16 protein-coding genes are annotated in these 18571 nt (G+C 68.0%); 8 read left to right on the forward strand and 8 right to left on the reverse strand.

The features are described 5' to 3' along the window. Positions 1–72: 72 nt before the first annotated feature. The 4 genes from tig to clpX all read left to right on the forward strand — a co-directional run bounded on the left by tig (position 73) and on the right by clpX (position 4568). Entirely contained in the window at positions 73–1473 is a 1401-nt protein-coding gene (tig, locus tag E0H50_RS19265; RefSeq protein WP_131290272.1) for a trigger factor, read from the forward strand. 374 nt (positions 1474–1847) lie between these two features. Next, positions 1848–2471: a ClpP family protease gene (locus E0H50_RS19270; protein WP_131290275.1), complete on the forward strand. Its 624-nt coding sequence runs from the start codon at positions 1848–1850 to the stop codon at positions 2469–2471. A 29-nt stretch (positions 2472–2500) separates the two neighbouring features. Continuing rightward, positions 2501–3112, forward strand: a complete 612-nt coding sequence (locus E0H50_RS19275; RefSeq protein ID WP_131290278.1) for an ATP-dependent Clp protease proteolytic subunit — start codon at positions 2501–2503, stop codon at positions 3110–3112. A 157-nt stretch (positions 3113–3269) separates the two neighbouring features. Continuing rightward, positions 3270–4568 (forward strand): ATP-dependent Clp protease ATP-binding subunit ClpX, encoded by a 1299-nt coding sequence (gene clpX, locus E0H50_RS19280; RefSeq protein ID WP_131290282.1) that lies wholly within the window; start codon positions 3270–3272, stop codon positions 4566–4568. Between the two features lie 226 nt (positions 4569–4794). On the opposite strand, the gene E0H50_RS19285 is transcribed toward clpX, so the two are convergent. From E0H50_RS19285 to E0H50_RS19315, 7 genes are read right to left on the reverse strand one after another with little or no spacing between them, the layout of a single operon-like run. Next, complete coding sequence (locus E0H50_RS19285) at positions 4795–6096, reverse strand: aspartate aminotransferase family protein (protein WP_165547209.1); 1302 nt, start codon at positions 6094–6096, stop codon at positions 4795–4797. Positions 6097–6114: 18 nt separating this feature from the next. Then, on the reverse strand, positions 6115–7473 hold the full coding sequence (locus E0H50_RS19290; RefSeq protein ID WP_131290289.1) for a transcriptional regulator: 1359 nt from the start codon (positions 7471–7473) through the stop codon (positions 6115–6117). Continuing rightward, positions 7466–8266, reverse strand: coding sequence for an amidohydrolase family protein (locus E0H50_RS19295; protein WP_131290292.1), 801 nt, complete (start codon positions 8264–8266; stop codon positions 7466–7468). The genes E0H50_RS19290 and E0H50_RS19295 overlap by 8 nt, the downstream gene beginning before the upstream one ends. Continuing rightward, positions 8263–9018, reverse strand: a complete 756-nt coding sequence (locus tag E0H50_RS19300; protein WP_131290295.1) for an amidohydrolase family protein — start codon at positions 9016–9018, stop codon at positions 8263–8265. Before E0H50_RS19300 ends, E0H50_RS19295 begins: the two co-directional genes overlap by 4 nt. Then, positions 9011–11125 (reverse strand): heparinase II/III family protein, encoded by a 2115-nt coding sequence (locus tag E0H50_RS19305; RefSeq protein ID WP_131290298.1) that lies wholly within the window; start codon positions 11123–11125, stop codon positions 9011–9013. Before E0H50_RS19305 ends, E0H50_RS19300 begins: the two co-directional genes overlap by 8 nt. After that, complete coding sequence (locus tag E0H50_RS19310) at positions 11122–12159, reverse strand: Gfo/Idh/MocA family protein (protein WP_238151074.1); 1038 nt, start codon at positions 12157–12159, stop codon at positions 11122–11124. Before E0H50_RS19310 ends, E0H50_RS19305 begins: the two co-directional genes overlap by 4 nt. Before the next feature lies 1 nt (position 12160). Continuing rightward, positions 12161–13456, reverse strand: a complete 1296-nt coding sequence (locus tag E0H50_RS19315; RefSeq protein ID WP_131290301.1) for an ABC transporter substrate-binding protein — start codon at positions 13454–13456, stop codon at positions 12161–12163. Positions 13457–13646: 190 nt separating this feature from the next. Between E0H50_RS19315 and E0H50_RS19320 the strand changes: the two genes are divergently transcribed. Genes E0H50_RS19320 through E0H50_RS19335 form a run of 4 tightly spaced genes read left to right on the forward strand, consistent with a single transcriptional unit; the run spans position 13647 to position 17678 of the window. Next, the gene (locus E0H50_RS19320) at positions 13647–14528 is read left to right on the forward strand and encodes a carbohydrate ABC transporter permease (protein WP_131290304.1); all 882 of its coding nucleotides are present in this window, start codon (positions 13647–13649) and stop codon (positions 14526–14528) included. Further along, positions 14528–15376, forward strand: a complete 849-nt coding sequence (locus E0H50_RS19325; protein ID WP_131290307.1) for a carbohydrate ABC transporter permease — start codon at positions 14528–14530, stop codon at positions 15374–15376. Before E0H50_RS19320 ends, E0H50_RS19325 begins: the two co-directional genes overlap by 1 nt. 23 nt (positions 15377–15399) lie before the next feature. Next, on the forward strand, positions 15400–16911 hold the full coding sequence (locus tag E0H50_RS19330; protein ID WP_131290310.1) for a hypothetical protein: 1512 nt from the start codon (positions 15400–15402) through the stop codon (positions 16909–16911). Next, positions 16908–17678 (forward strand): fumarylacetoacetate hydrolase family protein, encoded by a 771-nt coding sequence (locus E0H50_RS19335; protein ID WP_131290312.1) that lies wholly within the window; start codon positions 16908–16910, stop codon positions 17676–17678. Before E0H50_RS19330 ends, E0H50_RS19335 begins: the two co-directional genes overlap by 4 nt. Here E0H50_RS19335 and E0H50_RS19340 read toward each other — a convergent pair. Beyond that, positions 17668–18519 (reverse strand): SDR family oxidoreductase, encoded by an 852-nt coding sequence (locus E0H50_RS19340; protein ID WP_131290315.1) that lies wholly within the window; start codon positions 18517–18519, stop codon positions 17668–17670. The two genes, E0H50_RS19335 and E0H50_RS19340, sit on opposite strands and share 11 nt — an antisense overlap. Positions 18520–18571: the final 52 nt, after the last annotated feature.

Raw genomic sequence — 18571 nt, forward strand, 5'->3', positions numbered from 1 at the left:
CCCTGTAGCACCGCTGCAGCGCGGGCTGTCGCGCGTGCTGTGAATGTCACCGAATCAAGGAGAACCGCCACCGTGAAGAGCACCGTCGAGTCCTTGAGCCCGACCAAGGTCAAGCTCATCGTCGAGGTGCCGTTCGAGGAGCTCAAGCCGAGCCTCGACGCGGCGTACAAGAGCATCGGCCAGCAGATCGTCGTGCCGGGCTTCCGCAAGGGCAAGATCCCGCCGCAGGTCATCGACCAGCGTGTCGGCCGCGGCCCGGTGCTCGAGGAGGCGATCAACGACGCGCTCCCGAAGCTCTACTCGCAGGCGGTCAGCGACAACCAGGTCAAGGCCATCGGCCGGCCCGAGGTCGATGTGACCGAGTTCAACGACAAGGAGAGCCTGCAGTTCTCCGCCGAGGTCGAGGTCCGCCCGGAGATCACCCTGCCGGACCTGGAGGGCCTGGAGGCCGAGGTCGAGGACATCGCGATCTCCGACGACGAGGTGACCGAGCAGATCGAGTCGCTGCGGCAGCGGTTCGGCTCGCTGAACCCGGTCGAGCGCGCGGTCGGCGACAACGACTTCATCACCCTGGACCTGTCGGCCAGCAAGGACGGCGAGAAGGTCGAGGAGGCGCAGGCGACCGGCCTGTCGTACCAGGTCGGCAGCGGTCAGCTGCTGGACGGCCTCGACGAGGCGGTCCTCGGCCTGAGCGCCGGCGAGAAGAAGACCTTCGTCACCCAGCTGGTCGGCGGCGCGCTCAAGGGTGAGGACGTCGACGTCGAGGTGACCGTGACCGCGGTCAAGGAGCAGGAGCTCCCGGAGTTCGACGACGAGTTCGCGCAGACCGCGTCGGAGTTCGACACCGCCGACGAGCTGAAGGCCGACGTACAGACCCGGCTGGAGCGCGGCAAGCGGCTCGAGCAGGCCGGCGAGGCGCGGGACGCGGTCCTGGAGAAGATCCTGACGCTGGTCGACGTGCCGGTCCCCGAGGGCCTGCTGACCGACGAGCTGGCCGCCCGCAAGGAGAACCTGGAGCAGCAGCTCGGGTACTCCGGGATGACCATGGAGCAGTTCCTCGAGGGCGAGGAGCAGACCCAGGACGAGTTCGACGAGGACCTGAAGAAGCGGTCCGAGGACGCGATCAAGGCGCAGTTCGTGCTGGACCTGGTGGCCGAGCAGCAGGAACTGAGCGTCAACGACCAGGAGCTCACCGAGCACATCGTCCGGCACGCTCAGCGTTCCGGCGTCAGCCCGGACCAGTTCGCGCAGCACGCCGTGGAGAACAACCTGGTCCCGAGCCTGGTGTCCGAGGTCGTCCGCGGCAAGGCGCTCGCGTACCTGGTCGAGAACGCCAAGGTCACCGATGCCTCCGGCAACACGGTCGAGCTGAAGACCCTGCAGCCGGACGGCTCGTACGCCGACCCGGAGGCGGCCGACGCCACCGAGGCCACTGAGGCCACGGCCGAGGAGCCGGAGCCCGCGAAGGCCTGACCCGTACGTGCTACGGCCCGGACCCCCAGGTGGGGATCCGGGCCGTTGTCGTTTTCGCCGGACGATCGCGACGCGACCGTAAGAAACCTGGCCTAGCGTGGCCGGTGAAACGATTTCCGGAGCGTTCTGGGCCGACCGCGGAAGGGGCCGGGTGTGACCGCGCTGCTGCAGGAGCCTGAGGTACGGCGGGAACCGGAGTCGCCGGAGCACCGCGAAGTACCTGACGAGGCAGCGGCCGGTGAGTCCGGATCCGTGGTGCTGTGCGGCTGGTGAAACGCCCCCGAATTCGCTGACAGCAGACGAGCGGTGCGCCGTGAGCGAACACCTCCGGCCCCGCCTTAGGTCTGTCGCTCTCGCCCAGTAGTGTCGGGTTCGTGAACGAGACATTTGCAGCCAGCCCCACCGCCGCGGGCGGCAACGGATCCGGCGGACAAGACGACGACATCTACCGCGAGCTGCGGAAGAACCGGATCATCTTCCTGGGGTCCGAGGTTCGTGACGACAATGCGAACGCGATCTGTGCGCAGATGCTGCTGCTGAACGCCCAGGACCCGAACGCGGACATCTGGCTGTACATCAACTCGCCGGGTGGCTCGGTGGACTCCGGCATGGCGATCTACGACACCATGCAGTGGATCTCCAACGACGTCGCCACGGTCGGGATGGGCCTGGCCGCCTCGATGGGCCAGTTCCTGCTCTGCGCCGGCGCGAAGAACAAGCGGTACGCGCTGCCGCACGCGCGGATCATGATGCACCAGCCCTCCGGCGGTATGGGCGGTACGGCGTCGGACATCAAGATCCAGGCCGAGCAGTCGCTGCACCTGAAGGCGCTGCTGTTCCGGCTGATCGCGGACCACACCGGCCAGCCGCTCGAGCAGGTCGAGAACGACGCCGACCGGGACCGCTGGTTCACCGCCGACCAGGCGAAGGAGTACGGCTTCATCGACCACGTGGTCACCAGCGCCGCCCAGCTCAGCCAGGGCAGCCCGAACTCCTGATCTCCCACTCCGCCAGTTAAGGACGCACCATGAACTACTTCATCCCGCAGTGGGAGGAGCGCACGTCGTACGGCATGCGCCGGATCGACCCGTACACGAAGCTGTTCGAGGACCGGATCATCTTCCTCGGCACGCCGATCACCGACGAGATCGCGAACGCCGTGATGGCGCAGCTGCTGTGCCTGCAGTCGATGGACTCCGACCGCGACATCAGCATCTACATCAACTCCCCGGGCGGCTCGTTCACCGCGCTGACCGCGATCTACGACACCGTCCGCTACATCAAGCCGGACGTCCAGACGGTCTGCCTCGGCCAGGCCGCCTCGGCCGCCGCGGTGCTGCTCGCCGCCGGTACGCCGGGCAAGCGGCTCGCGCTGCCGAACAGCCGGATCATCATCCACCAGCCGGCCACCGAGGGCACCTACGGCCAGTCGAGTGACATCGAGATCCAGGCGAACGAGATCCTCCGGCTGCGCGCGCTGCTGGAGAAGATGATCGCGGACGCGAGCGGAAAGTCGCACGAGGAAGTGTCCCGGGACATCGAGCGGGACAAGTTCCTGACGGCCGAGCAGGCGATCGAGTACGGCCTGATCGACGACGTCCTGCAGACTCTCAAGACCCCGGTCCCGGCCGGCGTCTGAACGGGTTCAGTTCGGCTCCGACCGATCTGACCGGTTGTCAAGAGCACAACGCGTTCGCCACCGGCGTAGTCACAACCCGGTGGCGAGCGCGGTTTTTGGGCCCCGCACGGGGTACCGTCGAAATCGGTCCGACTGCGCATAGAAGGGATCTGCCCCGGTGGCACGCATTGGTGACGGCGGTGACCTGCTCAAGTGCTCGTTCTGCGGCAAGAGTCAGAAGCAGGTCAAGAAGCTCATCGCCGGTCCCGGCGTCTATATCTGCGATGAATGCATCGATCTCTGCAACGAGATCATCGAGGAGGAGCTGAACGAGGGCTCCGAGGTCGGTCTCACCGAGCTGCCCAAGCCGCGCGAGATCTACGACTTCCTCAACGCGTACGTCGTCGGTCAGGACGTGGCCAAGAAGGCACTCGCGGTGGCGGTCTACAACCATTACAAGCGGGTCCGCGACGGTCAGGGCGCCTCCAGCGCCGGCCGGCACGCGAAGGACGAGGCCGTCGAGCTGGCCAAGTCGAACATCCTGCTGATCGGCCCGACGGGCTGCGGCAAGACGTACCTCGCGCAGACGCTCGCCCGGATGCTGAACCTCCCGTTCGCGATCGCGGACGCGACGGCGCTGACCGAGGCCGGCTACGTCGGTGAGGACGTCGAGAACATCCTGCTGAAGCTGATCCAGGCCGCGGACTACGACGTCAAGAAGGCCGAGACCGGGATCATCTACATCGACGAGGTCGACAAGATCGCCCGCAAGAGCGAGAACCCGTCGATCACCCGGGACGTCTCCGGTGAGGGCGTGCAGCAGGCGCTGCTGAAGATCCTCGAGGGGACGACGGCGAGCGTGCCTCCGCAGGGCGGCCGCAAGCACCCGCACCAGGAGTTCATCCAGATCGACACGACCAACGTGCTGTTCATCGTCGGGGGCGCGTTCGCCGGCCTGGACCACATGGTCGAGCAGCGGGTCGGCAAGAAGACCCTCGGCTTCAACACCTCGCGTGAGCCGGAGAAGCCGAAGGAGCTCGGCGGGTACGCCGACGTGATGCCGGAGGACCTGCTCAAGTTCGGTCTGATCCCCGAGTTCATCGGCCGGCTGCCGGTCATCACGACCGTCTCGCCGCTGGACCGCGAGGCGCTGATCAAGATCCTGTCCGAGCCGAAGAACGCGCTGGTCAAGCAGTACCGGCGGCTGTTCGAGATCGACAACGTCGAGCTCGAGTTCAGCGACGACGCGGTCGAGGCGATCGCCGACCAGGCGCTGCTCCGCGGCACCGGCGCCCGTGGTCTGCGGGCGATCATGGAAGAGGTTCTCCTCAACGTGATGTACGAGGTGCCGAGCCGCGAGGACGTCGCGAAGGTCGTCGTCACCGGCGAGGTCGTCCTGGAGAACGTGAACCCCACTCTGATCCCGCGCGACCAGATCGAGCGCACCAAGCGCGACCGCCGCGAGAAGAGCGCGTAAGCGCCACACGCTGCAGCAGGAGGCCGGGCCCGTCAGCAGACGGGCTCCCGGCCTCCTTCTCGTACTGGACGCAACGAGACAACCCCCTCGCCTGCGGCCGCGCCCTCATTTGCCTGGCTGACCCATCAAATACGGGGTTCCTGACCCTGGATACGGGTCACAAACCCCCAATGTGCTAGGTGAACCAGCGAAGTTGGTGGGTCAGCCAGGCAAATGAGGGCGTTGGCTACAGGGAGGAAAGCGCCGACTCCGCTACCGCAATCGTCTCGTCGATCTGGTCCGCGGTGTGCTCGGTGGACAGGAACCACAAGCCTCGGGGGACGATGCTGATGCCGGCAGCGAACAGCCCCGCGTGGAAGCGGGCCATCGCGGCCCGGTCGCAGGCAGCGAACGTGCGGTAGTCCGTGACGGCGGCCTGGTCCGTGATGTACGTCTGGAACACCGGACCGGGCCCGTCCACGAGCAGCGGTACGCCGTGCTTCGCGGCGGCCGCGCGCAGACCGTCCATCAGCCGTTTGCCGGCCGCGTTCAGTGGTGGGTACACGTCGGCGCGGTGCTCGTCGAGATGACGCAGTACCGCGTCGGCGGCGGCCATCCCGACCGGATGCGAGTTGAACGTGCCGGCGTGTGCGACCTTGCCGTCCGCGATCGTCCCCATCACGTCGGCCGAGCCGACCAGGGCGGACACCTGCATGCCGCCGGCCATCGCCTTCCCGAACGCGGCCAGATCGGGTACGACGCCCAGCAGCTCACCCGCCCCGCCCGGAGCGACCCGGAACCCGGTGATGATCTCGTCGAAGATCAGCAACGACCCGTGCTGTTGCGTGAGCTCCCGGAGCCCTTCGAGGTAGCCGGGCGCCGGTGTGATGCAGCCGGTGTTGCAGAGCAGCGGCTCGAGGATGACCGCAGCGATCTCGTCGCCGCTCTGCTCCATCACCGAGGTGACGGCCGGCAGATCGTTGTAGGGCAGGACGATCAGGTCGTCCGCGTCGTGCCGCGGCTGGCCCGCCGTACCGCCGACCGCGGTGGGATGCCGGGCGTCGCCGGCCAGAGCGAGGTCGGGGTGCACGCTGTAGAGGACCGGGTCGAGCCAGCCGTGGTAGTTGCCCTCGAACTTCACGATCTTCGGTCGTCCGGTGTGGCCGCGGGCGAGCCGGATCGCGCCGTGCACCGCCTCCGAGCCGACGCTGTTGAAGCGGACCAGTTCCGCCGCCGGCACCATGCTGCACAGGCGTTCGGCGACCTGTGCTTCCAGCTCATGCTGGGCGGCGTACGCGACGCCGCGGCGTACCTGGTCGGAGACTGCGTCGGCGACGAGTGGTGCGGCGTGGCCGAGCAGGTTCGGGCCTTGGCCGAGCACGTAGTCCAGGTACCGGTTGCCGTCCACGTCCCACAGCTCGGCGCCGCTGGCGTGGTCCACGAACAGCGGCCGGTCGGCTCGGCGGGCGTCGCTGGAGACACCGCCTGCGATCACCTGTCGGGCACGCGCGTAGAGGCGGTCTGCGTGGTCGTGACGGCGAGTCTGCACAGGCTTCTCCAAGAGGGGTCAGTCGAGCTTTTCGGTGAGCAAGCGGAACTGCTGGCGCGGCCGGCCGCCGGCCGTCGAGCGAGCCGGCGGCAGCGGCCAGGCGAGTCCTGCCTCGACCAGCTCCTTCAGCATCCGGCGTCCGGTCCGCTGGGTGACCTGCATGATCGCGGCGACGCTCTCGACGTCGACGACCACCTGCCGGCCCGGAGCCGGGCTCATGGCCGAGGCGATCGACGTGACGATCTCCAGAACCCGCTGGTCGATCGGCGACGTGCCGTCGACCGGTGCGGAGTCAGTCGTCGCAGGGCCTGGCTCGAGGTCCACCCGGTCGCTGCTGCCGTCCAGATACACCGCGACCTTGCCGCCTGCCGCGACCGAGTCCTCAACAGCCATGAGGGCGTTTGCCTCAGCTGCACGAGCGGTCTGGCCGGTCCCGGCGCCTACAGCGACAGGTACGCCGAGCTGCGCGGTCAAGGCTCCTAGGAACGGTGCGACCGCGAACTGCTCAGTCAGCCGCAGCAGAGCGCCGTACGTCGTGGTGACCAGGAAGAGCGTGTCGGACCGGCGCGTGACGGACGCACCGACCTGACGGGCCTCGGACAGCAGCTTCTGGTGCGTCGACAACGCCAGCTCCTGCTGCCAGTAGTCACCCGACTCAGCACCCGAGGGAATGACCTGTACGGCGATCATCGCGAGCTGATGCGCCCCCATCCGGGTGCCCTGGCCGAGCAGTACGGCGGTCTCCAGCGCATCCCGCACACTCGACCGCGTCGGCGCGATCCGCAGCACCGGTACGCCGTCCGCGCGCAGTTCACGCTCCACGGACAGGATCGTGGTCAACGCGACCGTGGTGTGCTGGCGTTCCCACTTCTCCCGGTGGAACGCGGCGAAACCCGCTACCGACTCGGGGCCTTCGTACGGGACGTCGTACACCTGGGCGGTGTCCAGGCCGATCTCGCTGTACGCCTCGGAGACGTCCGCGAGGGAGAGCGAGTCGATGCTGACCCGGGTCAGGTCGACGTCCTTGATCGTCAGCGAGGCCCGCAGCAGGGCGGCGTACAGCGCTGCGCCGGTCAGCGGCAGGTGCGTGGACGGGACGGTGAGCCAGTGGCCGGTCGTCGCCAGGTCGAACGCCCACGGGCCGGGGAACACTGCCGCGTCGATCCGGTCCCGCAGCCGCAGGTAGCGCTCCTCGGCCTCGGAGAGGTCGTCGTACCCGCCGGTGAGGAAGCGGACGCCGTGCACCGACCGCTCCACGACCTCCTGGCCGACCTCCGACATCGTCTTGACCAGCCGGCGCGGTCCGAACAGCCCGACGGTCACGGACGGCAGCCGTTCGCCGGAGACCTGCTCGGCCTGCTGTGCTTCCTCAGTCATTGGTCAACCCCTGTTCTCCGGGGAGCGGCCGCCACCGGAACAGCTTGCGGGCGTTCCCGCTGAGAACATCTTGGCGTTGACTCTCCGTCAGCGGTGCACAGACCACCCGGCCGAGCGACATGCGCTGGTCGATGAAGGGGAAGTCGGAACCGAACAGCACCCGGCCGCTGCCCACCTGGTCGACCATCGAGCGGATCAGCGGCCCGGTCATCTGCGAGCCGCACACCTCCAGCCAGAGCGAGTCGTACCGGCGGGCTGCCTCGATCGCCTCGTCCACCCCGGCCGGTGTGATCCCGGCGTGCCCGAGGACGACCGACGTACCCGGGTAGCGCTCCGCGACCGCCTGGAACAGCACCGGCGCGTCGTACGGCGACAGGTGCTCGGAGTGACTGAGGACGGGGCAGCCGGTCGACTCGGCGAACTCCCAGACCGGGGCGTACCGCGCTCCGGTGACCGGGTAGCGGTGCAGGCTCGGATGCACCTTGATCCCCACGAACCGCTCGTCACTCGCGAGCCGCTCGAGTTCGCGCTCCGGCTCCTGCCACGGGTTGATGACCGCGTACGCCGCGATCCGGTCCGGGTACGCGTCGACCGCGGCGAGCGACTGCGAGTTGCCCAGGTGCGCGTCCTGCTGGATCGCACGGTTCGCGGACAGCACGGTGACGTCGGTACCGGTGCGGTCCATCACCGCGACCATCGTCGCGGCGTCCGGCTCGGGGATGAAGAACAGCGAGTACGGGCCGAGGTGCGCGTGCACGTCGACGATCCGATGCCGCGGCCGGCGCCCGATCATGCGCGGACTCCCTGGAGCAGCCGCCGCGCGTTCTCCGCGCCGACCAGACGGACTGTCGCGTCGTCGAGGCCGGACCACGCGAGCCGGACGACGCTCTCGCCGGGATCGCGGACCCCGAGACCGGTCGCGAACAGCAACCGGTCGGCGAGGCCGTGCGCGGCGAGCCACTCCACGCCCTGGTGCGCGGCGAAGTCGACGAGATCGACGAACACGTTGGGGTGGCCGGTAAGCGCGGCCCAGAGCTCGCGAAGCTTCCGGTAGCCGAGGTTCGACACGATGATCGGCAGCTCCGGGTAGCGGGTCGCGATGGTGGTCAGGTCCGGCCAGGCGAGTTCCGCGGAGTCGACGCACAACGGCAGACGGTTGGTCTGGAGTGCGTCGTACAGCTCGTCGAGCAGAGCGGGGGAGTAGCCGTGCGACGCGGGGTGGATGCGGAAGGCCGCTACACCGTCGTCCACCGCGCGATCGACGAGAGCAGTCAGCGAGTCGAGCTCACCGGAGGTCGCGGGGACGGCGGTCCAACAGGCCAGTACGCCGCGATCGGCCAGGTCATGCGCGATCGCGGAGGCTTCCGCGTTGCCGCCGATCGGGTCGTGCAACCACGACGCCATCGCGCTCACCAGGGCGCCGGACAGCGCGTACCGGTCGAGATGGGCGGCGATCGCCTCTCGATCGGTGGCCGGGACCAGTGCGGCCGGATGCGCGCCGGTGACGATCCGCGCATCGAACCAGCCACCCGTCACGTCACTCATCGCGAACCCCGTCAACAGTCCACGCCCCGGCGTACGGAAGCGTCAAGTGCGCCCACTCGTCCTCGATCGCCGCGTCGACCGGCATCCCGTTGAGCCGGATCTCGTCGCGTGCGCGAATCCGGAGCCCGCAGCGTCCCTCGCACGTGATCTTGACGTGGAGCCGGTGGCCGGTGGGCCTGACCAGTACGTCGATGTCGGCGGTCGCCCGGACGAGGTCCGGCAGCGTCCGCACGCGCCACCCGGTTGCCCAGGACAACTGACCGTCGACGGTCCGTGTCCACGTGGACTGCCCGATTCGGTCGACCGTTTCGCCGAGGGTGACCACCAGCTCACCGTCGAGCCACTCGACCGACGCAGTGGGAGGTTCACCTCCTTCATGCGGTACCAGCACCGTCGTGAAGTCGCCGGTCGACCGCGTGACCGTGAGCGAATGCAGCGGCCCGTACTCAGCCGTCCGACGCTCCAGCACCGGATGCCGAGCCACACCCTCGGTCAGCTCGACGGCAGCAGCATCACCGCCGTCGATCAGCAGCAAACCCGGTCCATCGGGCGCGGAGGCGTCGTACACGAGCGGCCCGACCTCACGCCACGGATGCAGCGCATGCCAGCGAGCACGAAAGGTGTGCGCGCCCGGCGCGTGGTCGGTGACGACGACGTACGACGGGCTCTCGCGGACCAATGCGATCGTGCGGGTCTGCTCGACGCCGTTGCCGTGGTGGCGACCGGAGAAGACTGCGAGCGCGTCGGTGTCCACGAGCGGGTCGACGACCACACCGCGGTCGGTAGACAGCTCCTGGTCGTCCACGAGGACCGTGTTGTGGCCGCGCCCCGACTGGTACCACGTCAGGTACCCAGGGTCGTCGTAGCTCGGCGGACCGCCTGCCTCCCACAGCAGCGGCTGTTGCCACCCGTCCAGCACCAGGTCCAGTACGGCGCGATGTGAGTGCGACTCCAACTCGTGCTCGACATGCGGGCCGTGGTTGATCACCGCACGCAGCTCAGAGCTCCGCAGGATCGTGTACCCCGACTCCGGCAGCACAGTGGCCTGTGGCAACGCAGGAACCGCACCCGGCGACAACCAGGTCTGCGGCCCAGCAGGAAACGTCGCCACCTCCGCAGCGAGCTCCGACGGCGACAGCCACTGCGCTGCGACTCGCGCGAACACAGGGTCGTTCAGCAGGTAACTGCCACGCAGCAACGACGCTGCGGGCCACTCGATCCCACTGTCCTGCAGATGCGGCAGCCAGCCACCCGAAGACACCAGGTCGCACATCCACGTGTGCATCGCGGCAAAACGCGGATGCGCCGCCACAGCCGGGTCGATCCGCGCTGCTGTCTGCAGAGCTGTCAGCACCATCCGGTGGTACCCGGGTGAGCGTTCGTAGTGCCCACCGTCCGGATAGACATCCAGCAGCAGGTGCTCCTCGATCCGCTGCCGCGCACGCTCCGCCCACGCCTCAGACTCCACAAGAGATGGCAGTACAGCACTGAGATGCAGCAGCTCGGTTGCGCACACCAGTTGCCAGTTCCCGTGCCGGAAGACATCATGCTCGTCGTACGACCAGCGGGCCCCTCCGACGAGTGTCGCGACCAGGCGGCCCCACGCGCGGTCGGACAGCGGCGAGGAGGTCAGTACTTCGAGTGTTGGCAGCAGACTGCGGCAGCGGGCCCACGTGCCGAGCGAGTACCAGATGACATCGAGCCCTGGCCACTCACCGGTCACGGAGTCGCGTTGCTCGACCCACTGATCCAAGTGCTGCTCGAACGCCTGCAAGTAGCGCTCGTCACCCGTCAGCAACCACGCCTGCACTCCAGGCGCGAGCCAGCCGAGGTAGTGGAAGCCGTACAGCTGTGACCGCCCAAGACCCTGTCCGGTGACGTCCACACCTTCCAGTAGCGGAGCAGCAGCTGCCAGTACGGCGGCCGGTGTGGACCGAGTCGCCTCCGCCCACTCCGGCAACGGCCAGGCCGGACGCTTCAGCTGCTCACCTACGGCTGCGCGGAGATCTGCCAGATCACCGGCAGGTGAGCCGAACGCTTTGAGCAGGTCGTCCGTCCCGATCCGATTGATCCGCCCGTCGATGTGCCGCGGCTTCTCGACGCTCATGCATCGGCCAGCATCGAGACGTCGACGGGCTGACGTGTCTCGATCGACAGGTGGGCGGCCTCCAGGACAGCGGTGACGTTGCGGCTGCTCTCGATCGTGATGAGCGGTTCCCGGCCGGTACGGCAGCAGTCGACCCAGTGCGCGATCGCGTCGGCGTACGCACCGGACGGGATGCCGTGCATGACCCGCTGCAGCATGTTCCGCGGGTAGCTGTAGCCGTCCGGCTTGGCCAGTACGACGTTCTCCCGCTGCCGGTCCAGCTGCACCACACCGTTGTCCGCGACCACCGCGACGTACGAGTCGACCGTCGTGGGGAACGTGTTCGGGTAGATCCACGCGGACTCGAACGTCGCCACGGCGCCGCGCGAGTACTCCGCCTGGATCTGGATCGCGTCCGGCGTCTCGATCCCGAGCGAGCGGAGTTTTCCCCAGCGTGCGGTCGCGTAGACCCGGCGGACCTGGTCGCGGAGCAGCCAGGACACCAGGTCGATGTCGTGGCTGGACAGGAACCAGGCGCAGGTCGTGCGGTCGGCCCAGGACAGCATCTCGGTCGGCACGAGGATCGTGTCGTCCTTGCGCGCGTACGCGACCGCGACGTCGCCGAGGTCCGCGAGCAGTTCGTGGGCCTGGGCGTAGGCCGGCACCCAGCGGTGGTTGAACAGGCACATCGCGATCACGCCGTTCTCACGGATCGCCTTCACCGCGGCGTCGGCCTCCGCGACCGACGTGGTCATCGGCTTCTCGACCAGGATGTGCTTCCCGGCCTCCGCGGCGCGGACCATCATCTCGCCGTGGACGTCGTCCGGCGTGGTCAGGACGACCGCGTCCACCGCGTCGTCGGCCAGCAGCGCGTCGAGGCCGGGATGGATCGCCGGCCGCGGCGCGCCCCGCTCGGCGATCTCGTCCGCGAGCCGCGCGGCCGCGTCCGCCGAGCGGCTGGTCACCGCCGTGATCTCGGCGTCCGCCCGGCCGGACAACGACAGCGCGTTGCCCCGCCCCATGATCCCGGCGCCGACGATTCCGATCCGCAGCACGCTACTTGCCCTTCGCCAGTGTGTCGTTCCACGCCTTCTCGGCGTCGTCCAGAGCCTGCTTGGCCGACTTGGTGCCGGACATGAACGCCCGCACCTGTTCGTCGAAGAGCTGCCGGAGCTGCTCGTCGTTCCCCGAACCCAGCGACGCGTCGACGCTCTGCTTGAAGGTGTCGACGAGGATCTTGCGCGCCTGGTCGGCGGGCGTGGTCCCGGTGATGTCGGCGAAGAACGGATCCGCGAGCGCCTTCACCGAGGACGGGTAGATCGGTACCAGCTTGCACAGCGCGAGCTGCTGCTCGGGCGCGGCGACGTACTTGAGCCAGGCGGCGGCCGCGGCCTGGTTGTCCGACTTCGCGGGGATGCCCATGACCTGCTGGCCCGGCATGTAGAACTTGCCGTCGGCGCCGGTCACCGGCGGGCCGACCGTGATCGACGAGTAGACCGCGGGTGCGTTCTTCTCGACGTTCAGCAGCGAACTCGACACCGCGGCCGGGTTGAACGCGATGCCCTTGTTCTCCAGCGACTGCGGCATGTCCCGCGGGTTCTCGCTGAGGCTTCCGGGAGCGATCGCGCCCGAGCTGAACAGCGGCTTGAACTTCTCCAGCAGCGCGAGGGTCTCCGGTGTGTTGAAGGCGGCCTTCTTCCCGTCCTCCGACAGCAGCGGGATGCCGTTCGCCTGCACCACGCTGGAGTACGCCATGAAGTTGGTCGCCGACTTGCCGGTCGCGTCGTGGTACGTCTTCGCCAGCGCGAGCGCCTCGTCGTACGTCTTCGGCGGCTTGGCCGCGTCGAAGCCGGCCTTGGCCAGCAGATCCTTGTTGTAGAACGCCAGCGACGTGCCGCCGTTGTACCACGGGATCGCGATGCGCTTGCCGTCGACAACCAACGGCTCGGCCAGGTTCGGCAGGTACGCGGCGACGTCCTCCTGGCTGAACAGCGAGCTCAGGTCGGCCATCGAGCCGGCGAACAGGCCGGTGGTCGCCGAGGTGAAGTTGACGACGTCCGGCACCTTGCCGGCGGCGATCGCGGCCAGCAGCTTGGTGGTGATGTCGGCGCCCGGTACGTCCACCCAGTTGATGTGAACCTTCGGGTGCTCCTTCTGGTAGGCGTCGATCCACTTCTGGATGTCCGGCCCGTAGTTCTTCTGCAGGTTGATCGTCCACCACTCGACGTCACCGGAGTAGGCGTCGCCGGACTGTTTCTGGTCGTCGTCACCGCCTGCGGGGCTACCGGAGACGCAGCCGGTGAGTGCGAGGACGAGCGTGGCGGCAACAGTGGCGAGTCGGAGTCGGGCCATCAGTGGCTCCTCAGAACGGAATGTCCTAAACCTGGCTTACAGACACCAGAGTGTTCGCCATCGAATCGCGCTAGTCAACGGAAGCTGCGGAAATTTTCTGGAGTTACCGCTTCCGGGCCGCTGGGTTCTGGGTTACGGTTCCCGTCAACTTGGTATCTGAAATCCGGGTTTCAGACACGAGGAGTGATGCATGCCGGGTCTGAAGGGCCGCGTAGTCGGTCAGCACTGGTACACGCCGTACGTGTTCATGCTGCCCGGGCTGCTGTTCTACGCCGCGATGTTCGCGTGGCCGGCCGTGATCGCGATCCAGCTCGCGTTCTCCGACTACGACATCGTGCACCCGGTGCGCTTCTCCGGACTGGACAACTTCGCCCGGCTGGTGGACGACCCGCGGGTCTGGATCGCACTGCGCAACTCGCTGCTGTTCGTGCTGATGTTCCTGCCGCTGACCGTGGTCGCGCCGCTGTTCCTGGCGATGCTGGTGAACCTCAAGCTGCGCGCGATCCAGGCGTTCCGGATGCTCTACTACCTGCCGGTGATCACGTCGATGGTCGCGGTGGCGGTCGCCTGGCGGTACGTGTTCAACCGCGAGGGCGTCGTGAACTGGCTGCTCGGCCTGTTCGGCGCCGGACCGATCGACTTCCTGCTCGACCGGCACTGGGCGCTGCCCACCGTCGTACTGCTGGAGGCGTGGAAGAACGCCGGACTGTTCATGATGATCTACCTGGCCGGACTGCAGGCCGTGCCGTCGGACCAGATCGAGGCGGCGACCATCGACGGCGCGAACGCGTGGCAGCGGCTGTTGCACGTCGTCGTACCGGCGCTGCGGCCGACGTTCGCGGTCACGCTGGTGCTCAGCATGCTCGAGGCGATGCGGGCCTTCGAATCCGTCTATGTGCTGACCCGCGGCGGGCCGCTCGACTCCACACTCACCCTCGGCTACTACATCTGGTCGAAAGCCTTCGAGGACTACGACATGGGTTATGCGAGCGCCGTCGGCCTGCTGCTGTGGGCGATCATGATCGTCCTGGCCGGGTTCAACCTGTTGGTGACCCGGCGGAGGGACGTCTGATGGCCCGCCGGCTGTACCGGTCCAAGCCGCGGATCACCGGCCGGCGGATCGGTCTGTACGTGCTGCTGATCGCGGTCGCCGCGTTGTTCATCGGGCCGTTCCTGATCCTGCTGAGTGCCGCGACCAAACCCGCCACCCAGGACGTGTTCGGGTTCCCGCCGGACCTGATCCCGCGGCCGCCGGTGGCCGAATGGTTCCGCGAGGCGTGGACGACGATCCCGTACGCGCGGTTCCTGGTGAACTCGGTGATCTACGTCGGCATCACGGTCCCGGTGTACCTCGTGGTGTCCGCGCTGACGGCGTACCCGCTCGCCAGGATCGCGTTCCGCGGCCGCGGCGTGTTCTTCATGCTGTTCCTGTCGATCATGTTCCTGCCCGGCGAGCTGATGCTGATCCCGCGGTTCCTGGTGATGAGTGAACTCGGGCTGACCGACACGTTCGCCGCGGTGATCCTGCCCGCGATCCTGTCGTCGCTCGGGATCTTCCTGCTCCGCCAGGCGTTCTCGCAGATCCCGGACGAGATCGTCGAGGCCGCCCGGGTCGACGGCGCGAACGAATTCGCGATCTTCTGGCGGATCTGCGTGCCGATCGTCGCGCCGACGCTCGCCGTGCTCGCGATCCTCGGATTCGTGTCGGTGTGGAACAGCTTCATCTGGCCGCTCGTGGTGCTGACCACCCAGTCCAAGTTCCCGATCGCGCTCGGTATCGCCTACCTGAGCGGCGTCTCCGGCACCGACGTCCGCGGCCTCGCCGCGGGCACCGTCATCTCGCTGATCCCCGTCATCGTCGTCTTCCTGTTCCTCCAGAAACGCATCCTCAACAGCATGGGCGGCGCAGTCAAAGGCTGACCCCTCAACCCCGTGAGGCAACCATGAACCCCACCCGCCGCACCTTCGTTCTCGGAACCACAGCGGGCGGTATCGCCGCCTGGGCCGGCCTCCCCGCCCTCTCGGCCTCCGCCGATCCACTCGTCTACGACTCACCAGAAGCCTTCGACGTCGCCCAAGCGGGCTACCTCGCGTCCAACGCCCAGAACAACGAGGCCGGCCTGTACGCCTGGGGCGAGTCCTACTTCCTGCTGGGCCTGCTACGGATGTACGAGGCCTACCAGGACGAGCGTTACCTGCGTACGTTCGAGGACCGCGCCCGGCATCTGATGAAGACCACCGACCACGCCCGGCACGTCAAGGACTACGCCGGCCGGTCCGGCAAGGTCTGGCGCACGGCCGGCAACTACAGCGCCGGCCACGGGGTGCTCCTGGACGGTGCCGGCGCTCCGGCGGTTCAGCTCCGCTGGGCCGGGATCAGATCGGCCGAGTCGACCGCCGAGGTCCTGAACGTTGCCAACGGCACCTTCGACCTCGTGCTCCGCAACCCGGCGACGACCAGCGTCGTCACGCTGCCCGCGGTCAGCCTCGATCCGGCGTCGCCGACGTACGTCGTGACCGCGGTCAACAACGCCTACAACGCGTCGCGACGCTGGACCGCGGTCGATCTCCGGACAGCTCCCGCGGCCGCGCCCGCACCGGCGGCCGCCACGATCACGTTCACGTCGCAGTACTACGTCTTCGCGGTGCACACCGGTATGGTCGCGTTCCCGTTGGCCCGCTACGCCCGGATGGTGCTGCAGTCGCCGAAGCTCGGCTCGCGGCGGGACTTCGCGAAGCAGGTCCTGGACGCCGCGACCGCGGCCGTGGACTTCCACGAACGGGAGTGGGTCTCACGCCCGGACGGCACCGGCGACTACGTGTGGCCGAAGGGTGCGCCGATCCCGTTCGACGGCACGATCCAGCCGTACAACCAGAGCCAGGGCATCGGCCAGGTGCTGGTCGAGCTGTTCCGCGTGACCAAGCAGCCGCGGTACCGGACCCGGGTCCTGCAGATGCTCAAGGCGTACGAGCCCGCGCTGCGACTCGTTGGTGACGCCTACGTCTGGACCTACTGGCCGCCGTACAGCGAGCTGTACGCCGGGTACGCCAAGACCGCGGGTATCTCGGAGTACACGCCGTCGTACCCGGCCTCGAAGCAGATCGAGGACCTGAGCCACGCCGCGATCAGCACCGAGTTCGTGCACGCGGCGTACGACGCCGGGATCGCCGGCGGACCCGCGACGGACATCCAGCGCTTCACGAAGACGTTCACGCAGAAGTTGATCCGGTCCGCGACCGAGGTCTGGTACCGCGTCGACGGGACGGGCGACGCGGTGCCGGCGAACGCGGTGCAGTGTGCGCGGTGGGGTGCGTACGCCGAGCAGGATGTGCTGGTCTATCAACAGTCCCTGCGCGTGTACGACGCCGTACAGCTCGTCCCGGTGCAAGGCTCGCACGCATTGGGTATCGCGTACCTGAACTGGGCCAAGAACTCTGGTTGGAGGAACAAGTGAGACTGCTCCGGATTCACACGCCGGACGGGTTGCGGGACGCCGTCCTGAACGACGAGGGAAAGGTGCAACTGCCGGACGGGGATGCTGAGGACCTCTCGGAGGTCCGGCTCGCGGCACCTCTCGATCCGGGCAAGATCGTGTGCGTGGGCCTGAACTACGCGGATCACGCGGCCGAAGGCGGGCAGGAGGCACCGGCCGAGCCGATCCTGTTCTTGAAAGCACCTGACACCGTCGTCGGGCCGTACGACGACATCGTCATCCCACGCGGTGGCGAGAAGACCGACTGGGAGGTCGAGCTGGGCGTGGTGATCGGGCGTACGGCGTCGTACCTCAGCTCTTCAGAGGAAGCGCTCGACTATGTCGCCGGGTACGTCCTCGTGAACGACGTGTCCGAGCGGCACTTCCAGCTCGAACGCGGTGGGCAATGGGACAAGGGCAAGAACGCGGCGACGTTCTGCCCGCTCGGTCCGTGGATCCTGACCGCCGACGAGGTGCCGGACCCGCAGAAGCTCAAGCTCGGGCTGGACGTGAACGGCGAGGCGCTGCAGGACAGTTCGACGGCCGAGATGATCTTCGGCGTCGCGCACCTGGTGCACTACATCTCGCAGTTCATGACGCTCTACCCTGGCGACGTGATCAGCACCGGCACGCCGGCCGGCGTCGGCGCAGGCCAGAAGCCGCCCCGCTACCTGCGCGCGGGCGACGTACTCCGGGCCTGGGCCGACGGGCTGGGCGAACAGCGCAACAAGCTGGTCGCTAGTTCTTGAGCGCCGCGGCGATGGTGTCGGCGATGGGCGTGGTGGGGCGACCGATGAGGCGGGTGAGGTCGGAGCCGCGGCTCGCGAGGAGGCCGCGTTCGATGGCGTTGTCGACGCCGACGAGGATCGGGACGAACGGCGCGGGAATCCCGGCGCCGGTCAGCACCTGGGTGAGGTCCTCGGGGGAGAGGTTGTTGTAGGCAACGTCCTGACCGGACTGCTTCGACAGCTCGGCGGCGTACTCGGTCAGCGTGAAGGCCGAGTCGCCGTTGAGCTCGTACGCCTTCTTCTCGTGCCCCTCACCGGTCAGTACGACGGCGGCCGCCGCCGCGAAGTCCCGCCGCGCAGCCGACGCGATCCGCCCGTCACCCGCACTACCGACGACCCCGTTCGCCAGCTGTACGGCGATCTGGTCCGTGTAGACCTCGTTGTACCAGCCGTTGCGAAGGAACGTGTACGGCAGACCCGAATCGAGGATCGCCTGCTCCGTGGCGATGTGATCGGCGGCCAGGTCGAAGTCGGCGTCAGGTCCGCCGAGCACACTGGTGTACGCGATCCGCGCAACCCCGGCGTTCTTCGCGGCCGTGATGACGGCCTGGTGCTGCTCGCGCCGGTTCGGCTCGAGGCCCGAGATCAGCAGGACCGTGTCACCGGCGCCGAAGGCCTTCGCCAGCGCGTCCGGGTCGTTGTAGTCGGCGACCCGCACCTCGACGCCGCGGTCCGCGATCGGGGTCGCCTTCGCGGCGTTCCGCGCGACCGCGACGACCTGATCGGCGGGGACCCGCTGCAGCAGCTCATCGATGACGAGCGTGCCCAGGTGCCCGGTGGCGGCGGTGACGACGATGCTCATTCGCACTCCTAGTAGTTGAGGTTTCTATCACCGACAGTAGGCGGTAGTCACG

Origin of the sequence: Kribbella sindirgiensis (assembly GCF_004331435.1) — a bacterium.
In the GTDB taxonomy this organism is placed as follows: Bacteria; Actinomycetota; Actinomycetes; order Propionibacteriales; family Kribbellaceae; genus Kribbella; species Kribbella sindirgiensis.